The 18,245-nt window shown below is 29.8% G+C and carries 11 protein-coding genes; 4 read left to right on the forward strand and 7 right to left on the reverse strand.

All coding sequences use genetic code 11. From position 1 onward, the window contains the following. Nucleotides 1-190 precede the first annotated feature (190 nt). Entirely contained in the window at nt 191-349 is a 159-nt protein-coding gene (locus Q8L85_00705; protein ID MDP1723207.1) for a DUF3309 family protein, read from the reverse strand. A 222-nt stretch (nt 350-571) separates the two neighbouring features. Further along, on the reverse strand, nt 572-730 hold the full coding sequence (locus Q8L85_00710) for a DUF3309 domain-containing protein (protein ID MDP1723208.1): 159 nt from the start codon (nt 728-730) through the stop codon (nt 572-574). A gap of 276 nt (nt 731-1,006) precedes the next feature. On the opposite strand from Q8L85_00710, the gene Q8L85_00715 reads away from it, so the two are divergent. The 4 genes from Q8L85_00715 (at nt 1,007) to Q8L85_00730 (ending at nt 6,626) form a co-directional block, all read left to right on the forward strand. After that, entirely contained in the window at nt 1,007-1,696 is a 690-nt protein-coding gene (locus tag Q8L85_00715; protein MDP1723209.1) for a hypothetical protein, read from the forward strand. Between the two features lie 138 nt (nt 1,697-1,834). Then, the gene (locus Q8L85_00720) at nt 1,835-2,554 is read left to right on the forward strand and encodes an OmpA family protein (protein ID MDP1723210.1); all 720 of its coding nucleotides are present in this window, start codon (nt 1,835-1,837) and stop codon (nt 2,552-2,554) included. Beyond that, nucleotides 2,551-5,727, forward strand: a complete 3,177-nt coding sequence (locus Q8L85_00725; GenBank protein MDP1723211.1) for a hypothetical protein — start codon at nt 2,551-2,553, stop codon at nt 5,725-5,727. The genes Q8L85_00720 and Q8L85_00725 overlap by 4 nt, the downstream gene beginning before the upstream one ends. Next, on the forward strand, nt 5,724-6,626 hold the full coding sequence (locus Q8L85_00730; GenBank protein ID MDP1723212.1) for a DUF4743 domain-containing protein: 903 nt from the start codon (nt 5,724-5,726) through the stop codon (nt 6,624-6,626). Before Q8L85_00725 ends, Q8L85_00730 begins: the two co-directional genes overlap by 4 nt. A 45-nt stretch (nt 6,627-6,671) precedes the next feature. Here Q8L85_00730 and Q8L85_00735 read toward each other — a convergent pair whose 3' ends face one another. From Q8L85_00735 to Q8L85_00755, 5 genes are all read right to left on the reverse strand, one after another. Further along, nucleotides 6,672-9,350: a hypothetical protein gene (locus Q8L85_00735; protein ID MDP1723213.1), complete on the reverse strand. Its 2,679-nt coding sequence runs from the start codon at nt 9,348-9,350 to the stop codon at nt 6,672-6,674. Nucleotides 9,351-9,588: 238 nt separating this feature from the next. Further along, a complete protein-coding gene (locus Q8L85_00740; protein ID MDP1723214.1) occupies nt 9,589-9,735 on the reverse strand; it encodes a hypothetical protein in 147 nt (48 codons plus the stop codon). A 36-nt stretch (nt 9,736-9,771) separates the two neighbouring features. Continuing rightward, the gene (locus Q8L85_00745) at nt 9,772-12,363 is read right to left on the reverse strand and encodes a tetratricopeptide repeat protein (protein MDP1723215.1); all 2,592 of its coding nucleotides are present in this window, start codon (nt 12,361-12,363) and stop codon (nt 9,772-9,774) included. Between the two features lie 151 nt (nt 12,364-12,514). Beyond that, entirely contained in the window at nt 12,515-15,268 is a 2,754-nt protein-coding gene (locus Q8L85_00750; GenBank protein ID MDP1723216.1) for a hypothetical protein, read from the reverse strand. Between the two features lie 148 nt (nt 15,269-15,416). Next, complete coding sequence (locus tag Q8L85_00755; protein ID MDP1723217.1) at nt 15,417-18,140, reverse strand: tetratricopeptide repeat protein; 2,724 nt, start codon at nt 18,138-18,140, stop codon at nt 15,417-15,419. Nucleotides 18,141-18,245 lie beyond the last annotated feature (105 nt).

Consider the following 18,245-nt stretch of genomic DNA (forward strand, 5'->3'; position numbering starts at 1 on the left):
AAATAAAGAAGATGTCATTGTCCAATTTATACAATGTTAACTTTAAGGAAGATCATCTGGATCCCGCGAACAAGTCGCGGGACGTAGGAGGGGATGTATTTATGAATAATGATCTGACCGCGGGCGTAGGAGTGGGGCCGACGACCTTCAACTTGAGCGTTTTCAAGATATTTGACTATACAATTAAGAACTATATCTTTCCTAACAAAAACAATATAAGCACGATAATAAGAATAGTGCCGATAATTCCAGAAGGACCATACCCCCAAGAATTGCTGTATCCCCATCTAGGTAATGCACCTATTAAAACTAAGATTAAAACAATTAGTAAAATTGTGCCTATTGACATTTTTTCTCTCCTTGAAAATTTCAATATTATTTTTGTTTTTTATTTGCCTGTATAAATACAATACGTTAAAAATCATTAACATGATATTAATAAATTAAAATAATTATTTAATATAATAAAAAATTAATTTCTCATTATATTTATCTCCTTAAGAGCAAGATTTATAAATGATTTGCAATGCCAACTCCGACTAAACTTAAAGATGACATTGCAACATAGCGTTTATATCTTCCCCATAAGGAATAATATAAGGACAATAACAAGAACAACCCCAATAATTCCAGTAGGGCCGTATCCCCAAGAACTGCTATATCCCCATGTTGGCAAAGCGCCTACCAAAACAAGGATCAAAACAATCAGCAAAATGGTTCCTAATGACATTTTTTTTCTCCTCACAGTTTTTAATATTATTTTTTCATGAAAAACATTTTATATTTGTTTGTTCATAATACTATTTTATTAAAAAAGTATTAATATTTTATTAATGGACATAACAATAATATTTAAATAAAAATAATCATTATATAAATATTAAGACCTTACAATAAGCACAAAAAATTTTTTTAATTTTTCTCTTACAATTTGTTTTTTTTGCTCCCATATAGCACTATTTAGGTGTAACCTAATAAAAAAAGCAAAGATTTAAGGGAATCAATAGTGAGCTTCGACTATCTTGAACAACCGCATAAAGAAAAATTTTCACTTAAAAAAATTGATCCCAATTTTTCATTTTTAAGTCTTTATTTCATTTTATTTACATTTTTTATTTTTTTAACGTCTATTTCAACTGTTGAAAAACAAAAAGTTAGTAAAACACTTGAAAGCGTGAATGAACAATTTAAGGGAGATAATACCTCCCCTCAAGAAAATAAAACTGTTTTAACGCAAGGCTATGAAAATGGAGGTGATTATGATCAACGCATTAAAGGTGTTTTTAAAAATATAATGCCGCAAAAATATTATAATGTAACAGGAAAAGGCGAATTGATAGAAGTAAAAGTATCATTTGATAAAATCGTAGATTCAAAAAATAACCCAAAATTATTACAAAAATCTCATTTTTTATTCGAAAAATTAGCTTATCTTATGAAAGATAAAATCAACAACATACCTCTTGAATTAACAGTTTTTATAGGTAAAACGGATTCTAACCCTAATGAAAATGATTTTCTTTTTTATGGGCAAAAAACGAGTGCATTAATCCTAGGCCAGATAGCACGTAATTTTCAAAAATATGGCGTAAATCAACAACATTTTTCAATTGGATTCAATCAAAAATTAAAGGATTCAATTGTTTTTCAATTTAGGTCATCAGCTCAAACTAAAAACACAACACTGCCAAATTAATAATTGATGCGAATCATATGTTTTTGAATTATAGTAGATTTAACAATAAAATATAAACCCACTATTGGCCATTCTGGACAGATCTTATAACGAGTTTGGCCATAGGGTAGGTAATTAAAGCTAGGGTTTGCCTATTAAATGGAAACACACTTAACGCAATGTCCAAAATACACACCAAAAAAGGAAAGCCCCTTATGGGTCATTACTTTTGTTGATATGTTATCCCTTTTGCTTTCTTTTTTTATTCTCCTTTTTTCAATGTGCGAACTCAAAAAAAAACAATTAGAACACCATTTTCCGCAAAAATTTTACCCAGAAAAAAGTCAAGGTAGCCCCATCCCCGAGCAAGGAACTGCTGCTTTCAATATACAACCACCGCCAGCCCTTAATTTAAATTATTTAATTAATGTTATTAATGCAAAAATCAAAGATATCCCTTTTTTAAAACAAGCGATTATCATTCCTTTTAATGATCGCGTTATTTTATCGATGCCATCTGAACTTATTTTCGATACAGCAAAAGCCACCTTAAAAAAAGAATCTCAACATGCGTTAAATTTACTTGCTGAAGGTTTACGCACAATACCTAATCGGGTTCAAATTTATGGTTATTCCGATCCAAGGCCCATTAAAGGCGGTCCCTATATATCCAATTGGGAACTTTCACTGGCGCGCGCTTTGTCTGTAGAAAAAGCATTATTAGATGGTGGTTACGATCATCCTATTTTAACACAGGGCTTTTTGGATACAAATCCGTTTTTATTAGATGAACTCGTAAAGGCCTCCAAAAATAAAGCAGATTCCAATCTACTTTTAAGACGCGTTGATATTGCCCTTTTTGAAAGTGGTTCATTATGAAGTTCACAGTTAGATTTTTCATATTTTTTTTATTTTCTATAGCTAATTTAGAAGCCTACATACCACGCTATCATGCTCCGTTGGATATACGTGTTCTTAACCAAGATAATTTTGCACGCATTGTTTTTGAATGGATCGGTGATACGCATTACAATGTTCAAGAAAAAGGCAATAATATTACCATCACATTTGACCGTCTGACTACATTTGACCCTCAAATAATGACCCCAAAATTACCACGCCGCGTTGGATTTAAAGGAGTAAAAACACAACAAAATCAAATGATTTTTTCTTTTGAAGCTTATCCTAATGCACAAGAAAAAATATCAGCACGTCATTACAAACAAGGATTTAAAATTGTTCTGGATATATTTTTTGAAAGTAAAGCGCGCGCGCAGCCTATCTACAACACATCAGTCAAAAATTCACATTCAACCCTCAGACGTATAGATCAAACAAAAGCTATTCAAAAAACTGAAATTTTACCCGCATCACAAAAAATTCGCATCAACACAAAAAACAATATTGATGAAATCTTCATTCCTATCAAAGGCAAAGTGAACCCTATTCTTTATAAACGTGGCACAAACCTTTGGCTTGTTCAAAACTCAGAACAAAATTGGGATATAACACCACTCAAAAAATATTTGCCCAAAATCTTCAAACAAGACAAACTTACAGCACTTCTTTTGAACGCACCCCAAACTGAAATGCCTCAATTGATTTATGAAAAAACAGGTGTAAAACTTTTCTTTAATGAAGCAGCAAAAACTGAAGATACAAAGAAAGAAACACCCTTCAAACTAAGCCGTGAATCCATTCTTGATTCAAAAATTGAGATACCCTTACAAAATAATAAAACCTTTTCGGATCCCATAAAATTCAAAGACCCTTTAACAGGTGAAGATCTTTATCTTCTTGAAACAGATTCTAATTTTGCGATTCCTACTGAACAAAAATATATTGATTTCAAACTATTAAAAACATCCGCAGGTCTATCAATTATTCCTTATACCGATGATTTAACATTCAAACTAGAAAATAAATTACTTACTATTTCAAGACCTCATGGTTTACGTGTTGCCCCAGAACTAACAGAAAACCCTAAAGAAGATCTACGACAAGAAACTGAAAATAACGTAAAACATGTTGAGCCAAAAATTGAAGAACCTACCAAAACTGAATCGTCAAATGCAGAATTATCAAAAACCCCACCTACAAAAGAAGAGAATAACCCAAAACTTCCTGAACAACATGAAGCAACAAAAAAAGTTGAACTTCCTCAAACTGAAGAATCAATAAAAACATTAAAAAAAGAAGAAGATCCAGCAAAAAATTTAAAAAATAAAGCAAACAAAACACGCATACCTTTACCAGAAGAATCACCTCCTCATCCAGAACCTATCGCTGAAAAAACGCCTATCCACCCTGAAACAATCGCAGAAAACAAGCCTGCTCATCCTGAACCTACCACTGAAAAAGCACCAGATCACCCAGAACCTACCACTCAACATATAAGCAATACTTTTTTTGATTTAACAAAATGGTACCCTTCAAATGATTTTTTAAAAGATCGCAATATTCATGAAGAAAAAATAATTGAAACAGATCCACCCTCACCCAATTCTATTTATGATTTAGCATCATTTTATATTGCACATGATTTAGGCGCAGAAACACAAAATCTTTTAAGGTCATTCAAAGAAAAAACACCTGAATCTGAAAAATCATCTTATTTTCAAGGCCTTATGGGTATTTCTAATCTCTATGGAGAAAGTTATGACGCAGCAATAGCAAATTTTGCTGACAAACAGCTGGAAACAGATCCAAATATTCCTACATGGCGGTGGGTTGCCAATTTTCTAAAAAATGATACGCACGATGATAAAACAATAGAAGCACCCAAAGAAATAAATCTTTCTATATTACCTTTATACCTAAGACATTCTGTTTATCTAAGGCTTTTAAAAAACGATTTGGCCCAAGAAAAATTTGATATATTTGATGAAAATTATGCACAAATAAAACAAAACTTATTAAATTCACACGAAAGAAATTATATTGATTATCTAACAGGCTGGTTAGAATATTTAAAAGGCAATCAAATTGGTGGTTTACAAAAATGGAAAACTTTAGCAACAAGTTTTGACCGTTTTACATCCTCTCATGCACGTTATGCTATTGCTTCTAAAGGACCAGAAAACGAATTCATTACGAAAAAAGAGGCAATTCAAGATCTTGAAACCTTACGCTTTGCCTGGCGTGGTGATCATTTTGAATACAAAGTAATTCAATTATTGGGCAATTATCTTCTTGATCTATCCCTTCATAAAAGAGGCTTAAAAGCGCTTAAAACCCTAATAACTTTATTTCCCAATGAACCATCGAATAAAGAAATCACCACAAAACTAACCGAAACATTTACAAATATTTTTATCAAAGATGAAATATCTTCAAAATATTCTCCAATGGATTTAATTCTTCTCTACGAAGAATTTAAAGAGCTTTCTCCATTGGATAAAAATGCTGACTTAATTCAAGAAAAAATTGCAAAATCCTATTTTGAACTTAATCTTCCTAATGACGGTCAAAAAATACTCGACCACCTCCTCAAATTTCGCTCTGAAGGTGATGAAAAGGCACGCAGAGGTCTAACATTGGCTCAAACACTTGCTGCAGATCAAAAAACGAACGAAGCACTTTCCATTCTTGATGCAAGTGATACCCCCACTATAAAACCAGAACTTGCTGAAGAAAGACAAAAATTAAAAGCAAGCATTCTAAAACAAAAAGGTGATTTAGAAAACGCGCTTAAGCTAGTATCAAGCAAACAAGATATTGAGAACCAACGCTTAAAAGCTCAAATTTTTATCGATCAAAAAGAATGGTCGAAAGCTGCAGAAATTTATGATATTATCTGCAACACACAAAAAGATTTAACAACAGAAAAAGATATCTTCTATTACATGACATGTCTTGTTTATACAGGCAATTATAATAAAATTGAAGAAATATCAAAAACATATAAAGATTACATGGAAAAAGAACCTTATAAAAACGCTTTTTTATTAATTGCCTCTACACTAAAACCAGGCAATATTAAAAATGCAAAAGAACAATTAGATGACTTCTTAGCTAAATTTAAAACCTATAATGCAAGTGTTACACAATGACAATCATTCAACCACATCTTTCAACCGATTTTTACCCTAAAAGCAATATCTATTTGGAACATATTGCACGAAACAATCGATATAATCTCGCTGAGTTTAGACCATTTTACATAGACAACCAATTAATAGGCTATATTTCAAAAGAGTTCTTTAACGTTCTTCAATCGCAAAGTCCTTATTTTTTAGAGACACATCAATCTATTGTTTTATCCACAGAGCTTCATAATTTCGAATTAAAATCATCTTTTTTTGATACATTATTACATTCTTTATTAAATCAAAAACTTATTGATCCTTTTCGTGACGAATTTTATGGTGTTGCGCCATCCCTTGAAAAAAAACCACTCTTTAAAATTCGACGTGGCGCTTCTTCTTATTTTGGATTTCGAAATTATGGCGTACATCTCAACGGTTATGTCATGAAAAACGATCATATGTTTATGTGGATTGGTAAACGATCTTCCACCAAACAAATGGCGCCCAATAAATTAGATCATATCGTTGGGGGCGGATTACCCATAGGATTAAGCGTTTTCGAAAATCTTGTTAAAGAATCCAAAGAAGAAGCGAATATTCCAGCAGATTACCTAGAACGCGCAAAGGCAGTTAACGGCATAAGCTATTGTAGACAAACCGGCCCTAAATTACGCCGTGATACTATTTTTGTCTATGATTTAGAATTACCAGCAAATTTTGTACCCAATAATGAAGATGGAGAAGTTGAAAATTTTATGCTTATCCCCATTGAAGAAGTTATAGCCTACCTTCAAGAGGATGATTTATTCAAATTTAACTGTAATCTTGTTTTAATCGATTTTTTAATTCGTCATGGTTTTTTAACACCTGAAGATTCGAATTATTTAAAAATTATCGCAGAACTTCGACAAACCCAGTTTTAATATAAAAGGGTCTTTAAAAAATCTAAAGGCCCCACTATAAGAAAATTATGCAGCTTTAAGACTAAAAAGTGCAAGAATTTTGATCAGATCTTTTGCAAAAAAAGGATTTAATCCATCATAGGTTTGACCATGTTTTTTATGCGTACTTGCAACAACATAATCTAACGTTTTGTAATTTTTACCTATAATGATACAACCAGATTTTGATTTGGTAATAGATACTTGGTTCTCAAAAAATGGATCTGCAAATAAATTAACCAATTGCGTATAATCTATATTTTTAGATTTTATTTTTTTATCCAAAAGCATATTAACAATTAACTTATTATTATTTGAAAGCTCTAAAATCCTATTCTCACTCTCTTTATTTTCTTGATATTGCTTTAACAGCCCAACTTTCCGTAATTGTTCTCTTATATATTTTGGATTTTTATAATGTTGGTCGTCTATCTGAATTATATTTTCTTCTGTATTAAAATCATTAGAATCTTCATATAAAGACTCAATTGTGCAATCAACATGAATTTCAAAATCATCTAATTGAAGTTTATCAACTTTAATTTCTTTTTTTTTGTTTAAAGATTTAAATCCATCTATATTCATCAAATATGGATGAATTTTGGTGTTTTTTTGAATAAAATCTATTAATTCATCATCAGACACATCAGTTTCATCATTTTCTTTTAATAAATTATTAAAAAATTCCAAATATTTACACGCATCTTTTTCATTCATTGAAGCTGCTTTGCGAAGCCAAAACAATGCTTCTTTAAGGTTCTGTTCATTATTTTTAAAATCAGGTGAAAAAATATATAGTTTTGCTAATTCCACCATAGCACATGCTTCATCTTTTTCTGCTCCACGCAAAAACCATTCTGCAGCTTTTTTATGATCCGCCTTTTGCCCCTTAATAAATCCCTCTTTTATCATACAACCAACAAGATACATACAAAATGATTTATTATGTTGGGCACCACATAAAAAAAATCTAAATGCTTTTTCATACTGTTTTTTATCAAAACACATTCGACCTAAATTATAAATTGAATTTAATTTTTCTTCATCTGTTGGAAAAAAAGAAAATCTTATATCTATAATTTTATCAATTTTATTATTCACTTTAACATTAGGTTGTTTTTTTTCAAAATCCGCCAACTCATTATTAAAAAATTCATCAAAATAACCCTCTTCAAATAAAATTGTTAAATAATTAAAAGATTTATTTAATAATTTTCTATTGCTGCTCCCTACAATTGTTTCTTTATTATTTTTTTCAACCATTTCTTTTAATAAAATATCTGAAAGACGAAACATTGAGTTCCCGCATCCTAACTCTATTGATTTATTGAACCATTTTTTCGCTTCATTAATATTTTTGTCTACCCCCAAATCATTACTCAACATAATAGCAACATTACACATTGACCCTAGATCTTCTTTTGCCGCAGCTCTTAAAAAACAATTAAATGCTTCTTTTTTATTTGAAACGTTATTAATAGCATACCAAAAAATCTCACCCATCCTGTTAATGGCTGGCAAATATTCTTTATCTGCAGATTTCTGGATCCAAACCTTACCTTTATCATTGTCCTGATAACCAAACGATCCATCTCTTAACATCATTCCATATACATACATAGCTTCCGGATCATCAGATTCTGCTGCGTTTAAAAAACAATTTTCTGCTTCTTGAACATTTGAAGAAACACCTTCAAAACCATCTAAATACATTTCTCCTAAATACATTAAAGCTTTTATATTGCCTAAGATTGAAGCCTCTTTTAAAAGATTAAAGGCTTTCATTAAATCATCAGAATTAGTTAAAGAATTTTTTAATGTATAACCTGCAAGATACATTGCATCAACATCTCCACCTTCTGCTGCTTTCAATAACCAATGAATTCCTTCCTCAATTAAATTATCATTCATTAAAATACATCCAACATTATACATAGAAGTAATGTGGCCCCTTTTTGCAGCTTTTAAAAACCAATTATATGCACCTTTAGAATCGTTATCTAAAACGCATGAATTTCCAAGTTTAAGATAAGCTGATATATTGCCTATTTCAGATGCAGCCTTTAAGTATTTAAAAGAATTAAATTTTTTATAAAAACCAAACAAGAGCCTTCCATTTTTATATTTCTTGCAATGTGCAACAATAATTTCAATTTGTTTTATATTAGTTTTTTTATTAATTGGATTAAAAAATTTATTTATATCAATATTATTTCTCTCCTCTTCTATATCTTTTTCAAGTTTCTCACTTATTAGTTCACACCCAAAATTAAGCGCTTGATTCAAAAGTATATACTTTTCCTTTAGATTGTTTTCGTGCAAAGCCATTTGATAAAAAGTCCATGGTTTTTCTTGCTCTGTACCAATCTGTATTAATACATCTATAGAATATTTGTTAATATCTTCCAACAAAGGAACACTGTTTTTTGATCTTTCATAACATTTCTCATTAGAAAATAAATAAAGTAATTTTTCTTGTATTTTTTCATTACCTTTATGAGCTTCTTCCCACATAAGTAAAAAAACTTCTTGTGCATTTTCATGTTGATTCGTAATTAATTCCAATATAACTTTTTCTTCATTTAAAACTGGGTCAGAAAATTGATATTTCTTTTTAAAAAAGCTTTCATGCAAAACAGCATCTACATGCGTAAAAATCAAACAACAAACGACACAAAAATAAAATGATACATTTTTAATAGACATTTATTTCCCTTTAAATTTTTTTATCTATACCCGGATAATTTAGAAATCCCGAGTTTTATGCATGAGATTTAATGCGATTTTTGATGCTAAAAATTACGACAGGCAATTGATTTACCTTGAAAATTTCTGGTTCAAAAAACGACAAAAGATCATCTGCTTATTTGGGTATATAATTCTAACAAGTACTCAGAAGAAAAAATAGAGGTGATTTAAATTAATAAACGCACCCCTCGCCTCATCAATCTTCCTTTAAACCAAAAAGAGCAAGAATTTCTATAAGATCTTTTGCAAAAAAAGGATTCAATCCTTTATAAGTTTGACCATGTTTTTTATGTGTACTCGCTACAACATAATCAAGCGTTTTATAGTTTTTAGCTGTAATCATACAACCAGATTTTGTTTTAATGACAGATACTTGATTTTAAAAAAATGAATCTGAAAATAAATTAACCAATTGCGTATAATCTATATTTTTAGATTTTATTTTTTTATCCAAAAGCATATTAACAATTAACTTATTATTATTTGAAAGTTCTAGACCCAAACGATCATTTTCTTTTTTTTCTTGATTTTTTATCAATAATCCAATTGCCTGCAATTGTTCCCTTTTGTATTTCGGATTATTATATTCTTGTTTTTTTTCAATAATATTTAAACTATCTACTTTACTGATTTCCCAAGATTCATTAACAGCATCTTCAATAAGATTATTATCTTTTTCTTGAAAAACAACCGTAAGGACATCCTCCTCAACTTGATTTTCCTCAATAACCTTATTAAGCGCATTTAAATTATTTTCTGTTATGTCACGCATAGTATGAGCTTGCATTAATCCAGAAAGATCTAAACTTAACTCTTCTTGTTTTTCGATAAAATCTAACAAATCATTATCTTTAAGATCAGATTCATTTTTTTCATTTAGTAACTTTTCACAAATTTCAAGATATTTACCTGCATCTGCATCACCCATTGCATTCGCTTTTTGAAGCCAAAAAAGAGCATCTTTGAGATTTTTATCAATTTTATTTAATTCAGGAGAAAAAATAAATAATTTTGCTAACTCCACCATAGAAGGCATATGATCTTTTTCTGCTGCACGTAAAAACCATTTAAGCGCCTTCTTAAGATTTTGTTTTTCAAAAGCAACATCATCTAAAAGCATACTAGCAACGCGATACATAGCTGCCAAATGACCATTTTTTGCAGCACATAAACAAAATTGATATGCTTTTTTTATAAGTTGATTATCTTTATTATTTAAAAATTTTTTATAATAACACTCAGCCATAATATAAAGGCTATTAATTTTTTCTTTTTTATCTAAAGAAAAACAAAATATTGGAACTCTAAAATTACTTGAATTTTTTTTAGAAAAATTTTCTAATTTTTTTTCATCATCAGATATTTTATCAGAAATAAAAAATTCACTAAAATAGTCACTTTCTTCTACTTTTTTAAAAAAATCATAAGATTTATTATAAAATTTGTTTTTATTGCCTTTAGATTTTATACGTTGTGCTTTATGTATATAATGATGCGCAAGCACTATTATCGATTCAACGTTTCCCATGTCAGCAGCTTTCAATAAACATTTTTCTGCTTTCATTGAATCAGCTTCTATTTCAGAAAAACCATATAATAAAATTCTTCCTAAATTATATAATGTCAATTGATCATTCAATTCAGAAGCTTTTAAAAACCATTTATATGCCTCTTTTAAATCCAACACATTTTTTTCGTTACCAAATTTACAAAAAAATGATCCAGATACATAATTCATTGCTGGTAAACACGCTAGATTTGCTGCCTTTAAAATCCATTCATCACCCTTATTTTTATCTGGTTCTTGATTATCAAATCCTGTCTTTAATATAAGACCATAATAATACATAGAAACTGGATCTTCTTTTTTGGCTGCTTTCATAAAGAATTTTGCAGCTTCGTCGAAATTTGAAACATCATCCAAGTAGCCATGAATATATATTTCACCAAGCTTTCTCATAGCAACCACATCATTTAATTTTTCAGACTCCATTAAAAGATTAAGCGCTTTTATTTTGTCTGTACTATTTTCTGCTATGTCCTTTAAAATAGATCCAGCATATAGTGTCGACATACAAACTACCTCATTATCTGAAGTCTTTTCAGCAGCCCTCAATAATAAACTTACAGCTTCTTTTTTGTCTGAAATTGATGCACTCTGCATCAAAGTTTCGGCTAAACAACACATTGAATGTTCATGACCATTTTCAATCAATTTTAATAAGTATTTTTTCTTCTTTATGTAATCTTTTTGATTTTCATATATTTTTACTAGATCATGGCAAGCAGGTGGAAAACCTATATCAGCAGATGCAATCAAACACTTAAAAGAAAAATCTTTTTGAATTTTTTTTGTACTATCTTTATAATAATTATAATTTTCATATAAATAATTACCGCTTTTTAAATTTTTACATTTTTCTATAAAACACTTTATACCTTCATAATTTATACTAGTACATATAGGATGTTCATTTTTATCTATAGAATTACCATAAGATTCAACAATTTTAGGATCCTCAGCAAGATCCACATGATTAAATGCTTCATTTGAAAAAATATATCGTTGTTTTGGATCATTTTCTTTCATAGCTTTTTCATAAAAGGCCCATGATTTTTGTTGATCAACACCAATATCAATCAAAATATCTAACGAATATGCTTGAATATCATTCAACAAAGGTACTCTGTCTTTTGCCTTTTGATAAATAAGAGGATTAGAAAATATTTTTTTTAATTGTTTTTGAACTTTTTCATTTCCGTTGAGAACATCTTCCCACATAAGCTGAAAAACTTCTTCAGGATTATCGCCTCTCATAACAATTCTATTTAAGCATTCAACTTCATTTAAAACTGGTTCCGAAAAACTATATTTTTTTTTTGAAAGATCTTCTCGCAAACCAGCATCAGTTTGATTAAATGAAAAAAAACTTAAAACACAAACAGATAGAAGTAATTTTTTAACAAACACATTTTTTCCTTTTAAATTCTATGAGTGACGATTACCTGAGACAAAACAACAATTTTAAAAAAAATTATAAGTAACCATACGCAATACTAAAAAGCAAATCAATATAATTTTGAATAAATCAAAAAAAACATTCTTTAGTGCTTTTACAATTTTAATTAACTTTAAAACCAAAAAGCGCAAGGATTTCAATAAGATCTCGTGCAAAGAAAGGATTCAACCCATCATAAGTTTTATTATGTTTGTTATGCGTACTTGCAACAAAATAATCTAAAGTTTTATAATTTTTAGCTGTAATCACACAACCAGATTTAGTTTTAATAACAGATACTTGATTTTCAAAAAACGGATCTGCAAATAAATTAACCAATTGCGTATAATCAATATTTTTGAATTTTATAGTTCTATCCAAAAGCATATTAACAATTAATTGGTTCTTCGCAGAAAGTTCCTTATTTAAAAAATTTTTATTATCTTCTTGTTTTCTCTTCAATTCAGCTAATTTACGTAATTGTTCCCTTATATATTTTGGATTTTTAGATTGTTGTACATTTTCATCTAAAATATTCGAACTTTCTACTAATTCTAATGCATCATCAACAATGATATTATTTTCATCATTGAAATCCACATTAATAGAACAATTTTCTATCTCCGACAAAAAAATAATATTATTATTGTTATTATTTTCAACAACATCAATTTCTTGCAATTCAATTGGTGTATTCAATTGTTTGAAATCAATAATATTATGATCTGAAATATCATTTTTTTCTAAAATATCATTATCACTAATTTCTAATTCAGCGTTTTCGTTCAATAAATTTTCACACATTTCAAGATAGTTACGTGCCTCGTCTATGCCTAAGGATTCAGCTTTTTGAAGCCAAAAAAGTGCCTCCTTTAAATTATCATCACTTTTAATAAGATAAGGCGACATGATAATAAGTTTTGCGAATTTCATCATAGATGGTTCAAAGCCATTTTCTGCTGCACGTTTATACCATTGTGCTGCTTTTTGATGATCCAATTCTTGACCTTCATCACCTTCTAGAAAAATACGCCCCATAAAATCCATAGCTTCAGGATAATTATTTTTCGCAAGCGGCAAAATCAATTCAATTGATTTTTGTATATTTTTTTGCCCATCCACATATCCTTGAATATAAAGTGTAGCAAAATTTATAAGTACAATAACTTTATCTTCTGCTTTCGGTCGAAAGGCAGATCTATCAGAAAATTTTACTCTAAATTTATCTTTATCCACCGAATCAAGTACATTTTTCTTTGACTTCAATTCATTAAAATCAAGTAAATCAGCAAAATAATGATTATCATAAGCAATCTTCAATAAACGAACTGCCTCATTCAATAAGACTTTTTTTTGCTTAAAAGAAAGATTTTCTCCGTATGACTCACCTAACAAATGTGTGGCGAGTACTATCATTGCATCCAGATATCCATCATTTGCAGATTTCAACAACCATTCTTTTGCGCGTTGACGATTTTCTTTTATGCCGCCACATCCCCACCAAAGCATTTCTCCAACATTAAACATTGAAGCTTTATCACCCATTTTAGCTGCTTTTAAAAACCAATTATATGCAGCTTTTGTACTAGGTTCTTTTACATCCTCTACCCATCCCATGAGACTTCCACCATAATGATTCATCGCAGCCACACATCCCTTTTTTGCGGCTTTTAATATCCACTCATTACCCTTATTGATATTTGACTCTTGATTCATAAATCCTTTTTTTAACAAAACACCATAAAGATACATACCATTAACATCTTCCTTTTCGGCAGCACTTAAAAAGCACTTAGCTGCTTCTTCTGAATTGCAACCAACACCTTCAAGACCGTCTAAATACATTTCACCTAATGCAATCATGGCATTTAATTGACCATTTTCTGAAGCCACATTAAAAAGATTAAACGCCTTTATTTGATCAACAGACTCACTACCAATTTTTCTTAATATCACACCAGCATTATACATTGCATCAATTTCACCTTCTTCAGCAGCTTTTAACAACCACTTTAATCCTTCCAATTTATCTATTTTTTTTAATTTATTTGTTAAAATTGTGCCAACATTAAACATTGCAGTAACATTGCCTTTTTCTGCTGCTTTAAGAAACCAATGACAAGCCCCATCAACATCATTATTCGCATGACAATTATTTCCATAACTAATTATCGCCCCCACATGACCCAAATCACATGCAGCTTTTAAACATTCAAAAGCAAAATATTCATTTGATTTTTTATAATATTCGTATAAATAATTTAGCAATCCACCATTTTTATTTTTTTTACAGCAAGATATAAATTTTTCTATTTCATTTTTTTTATTTTTAACTACATTATTATTAAAAGTAGGTATTGGAACAGAAAAAGAATCTATTTTAATCTCATCACGCTCTTTGAAAATAGAAGCCTCAAACTTCCCATTTGTTGACACAATATTATTAACAGACTGATTTAAAAGAGAAAATTTTTTCTGCGGATTGTTTTCTCTCAATGCTTTTTCATAAAAAGCCCAAGGTTTTTTTTGACTTATACCCGTCTGAATAAGACTATCTAAGGAATACACATCAGATGCTCTCAACAAAGGCACTTTATTTTGTATGGCCTTATACATGTTTGGATTTGAAAACCATTGTAATAATTTTAATTGAATTTTTTCATTACCCCGACAAACATCTTCCCAAATAAGCGTAAATATCTCGTCAGATTTATCCGGCTGCGCAAGCATTTCTTTAAACGCTCGTATTTCATCTAAAATTGGCTCTGAAAAATCATATTTCTTTTTAGAAAGATCTTCACGCAAACCGGCATCAGCTTGATTAAACGAGAAGAATGTAATAAGACATAGACATAATAATAGCTTATTAATAAACATATTTTTTCCTTTTAAATTTTATTTTTAATAAATTACGATCGTCAAAATTAGAAAATAAAATGTATCATATATTTATTAATACTTCAATAAAAAAACAGATGAAGGCTTTTCTATTAAAAAAACCCTCATTTATTTTTGTTTGATAGATTTAACCTTCTGTAAGACCAAAAAGCGCAAGAGTTTTAAGAAGATCTCTTGCAAAAAAAGGATTCAACCCATCATAGGTTTTGTTATGTTTTTTATGCGTACTTGCCGCAACATAATCAAGCGTTTTATAATTTTTAGCTGTAATCACACAACCAGATTTTGATTTAATAACTGATACTTGATTTTCAAAAAATGGATCTGCAAATAAATTGACCAATTGAGTATAATCAACATTTTTGTTTTTTATACTTTTATCTAAAATAATATTAACTATAAATTGATTTCTATCAGAAAGTTTTAAAAAATGAACATCATTTTCTTTGCTTTCTTGATTTTTTTTCAACAAACCAATTTTACGCAATTGTTCTCTTTTAAACTTTGGATTGCTATTAACACATTCAACGCTTCTACTCATATTAGCAGCAGTTTCCGTAACATCAACTTCATTAATAGATTCATCAGAAAAAACAACATTAATCAAAGTATCATCAAGTTGAGCTATCTCAATATGATCATCCTTATTCACATCATTTTTACTATCTTTTATATTGCTCGGCATAATGAGCGGATGAAAATTTTTATTAAGCTTTGAAACATCATTCGTTTCAACAAAACGCAATACTTCTTCATTCGCAATATCTGATTCAGCAATTTCTTTCAATGAATTCTCACATACTTCAAGATATGCAGCTGCATCTTGATTACCTAAAGAATTAGCTTTTTGAAGCCAAAAAAGTGCGTCAGATAAACTTTGATCATTTTGGGAGAAATCTAAAGACAAAATAATTAATGATCCAAGCCTCACCATAGAATCAACATGTCCATTTTCAGCTGCACGCCTAAACCACTTAAGTGCTTTTTTATGATTTGGCCCTTGTCCGTCTACATCCTCTAAAAACAATTTTGCAATACAATTCATTGCCTCAGGATGATTATTTTTTGCAACCGGTAATAATAATTCAAAAGATTTTTTTATATTTTTCTCTCCATCAACATGACCATTATAGTATAATTTAGCAAGATTCAAATGAGCATAAACTTTTTCTTCTATAGAAGGAATATATTTTGATCTAATGCTGTTTATATTGTTTTTTATTTTAATATTTTCTAAATCAATTTTATTTTTAGATTCAAAACACAAACTTTTTATTAACATTGCGTTCAAATCAACTTTATTTACGAATGTCTCATCAGAAACAACAAGATCGTTAAAATAATTTAAATCGTTCAGTAAACACAATAAGCGCGCCGCCTCATTTAATAATTCATTTTTCTTTTCAGCAGAAACATTTTCTTCAAACGATTCATTTATTAAACAACTAGACAAAAGTAGCATTGCATCAGGATATACAGCATTTTCAACTTTCACTGCACGGCATAACCAATCTTTAGCAAGTTTAGCATCTTGCTTGATCCCGTTTGCGCCACACCAACGCATTCTTCCAACATTATACATTGAAGCTGCATCACCTTCTTTAGCAGCTTTTAAAAACCACTTATAAGCAGCCGCAATATTTTTTTCTTCCGTATTATCTACCCACCCCATAAGAAAGCCACCGTAACAATTCATTGCAGCAACACAACCACTTTTTGCAGCTTTTAAAATATGCTCGATTCCCATACGCATATTGGGGTTTTGACCATCAAATCCTTTTATAATTAAACGACCATAATAGTGCATTGCCTCAGCTTTATCTTTTTGTTCAGCATCATTACTTTTTATAACTTTTAAAAACAAGTTTGCAGCCTTTTCCAGATTGGGATCATTATCTGCAAATTTATCCATAAGTATATTTGCAAAGCTTGAAATCGCTCCAATATGACCTAATTCTGCAGCTGTTTTAATAAAACTGAACACATTCTTACGATCAAGAAAATCATCGGAAAATTTATACAACAAAAGACCTGCTGCGTACATAGCTTCAACAAAACCTAATTCAGAAGCTTTAAACAACAATTTCAAACCTTCTTTAACTTGCCCGTTATTTGTTAAATAAACACCAACATTGTACATTGAAAAATGATTACCCGTTTTTACAGTTTTCAAAGACCATTTATAAGCATTTTCAAGATCTCCATTCGAAACACATTGATTTTCTTGATCAACACATGCTGAATGATAGCCTAATTCACTTGCTGCTTTAAAACATTCATTAGCAAAAAATTTATTTGAGTCTTTACGCATTTGATACAAATCATACAATAATGCTCCATTTTTATATTTTTTATAATGTGTTATAAAATTTCTTATTTCATTTTTATTTGTACCCACAGGAATTTGAATTCCAAGCTCTCTTGTCAAAGAATTACGCGCAGCAGCTATTTTTATTAAAAGCGCTTCTTCCATGTTTGGATTATTCATCGCCTGATTTAAAAGAGTATATTTTTCCCCAAGGTCTGTTTCCATCAACGCTTTTTGATAAAACGCCCAAGATTTTTCTTGGGTGATTGCCATCTCCATTAAAACTTCCAAAGAATATTTTGTTTCATCTGCTAGCAATAGCACTCTTTTTTTTGCAGTCTCGAGAAAAGTTGAACGTGAAAATAAACAAAATAATCTTTCTTGAACTTTTTCATTTCCCTGAAACGCCTCTTCCCACATACATAAAAACACTTCTTCAGCTTCATCATTTGTAATAGAAACTGATTTCATAGCTATTGCAAAAAACGCTTTTACTTCATCCAAAACAGGTTCTGAAAAAGCATATTTTTTTTCATAGTACACGACACTTTTTTAATTTGATCTAAGGTATTGATTTTTTATAAGAAAACATAGTACAGACAAGATACAAAAAAAGGAGCTGTACAATGATAAAAATGAATACCTTAG

Source organism: Alphaproteobacteria bacterium (assembly GCA_030680745.1).
In the GTDB taxonomy this organism is placed as follows: domain Bacteria; phylum Pseudomonadota; class Alphaproteobacteria; order JAUXUR01; family JAUXUR01; genus JAUXUR01.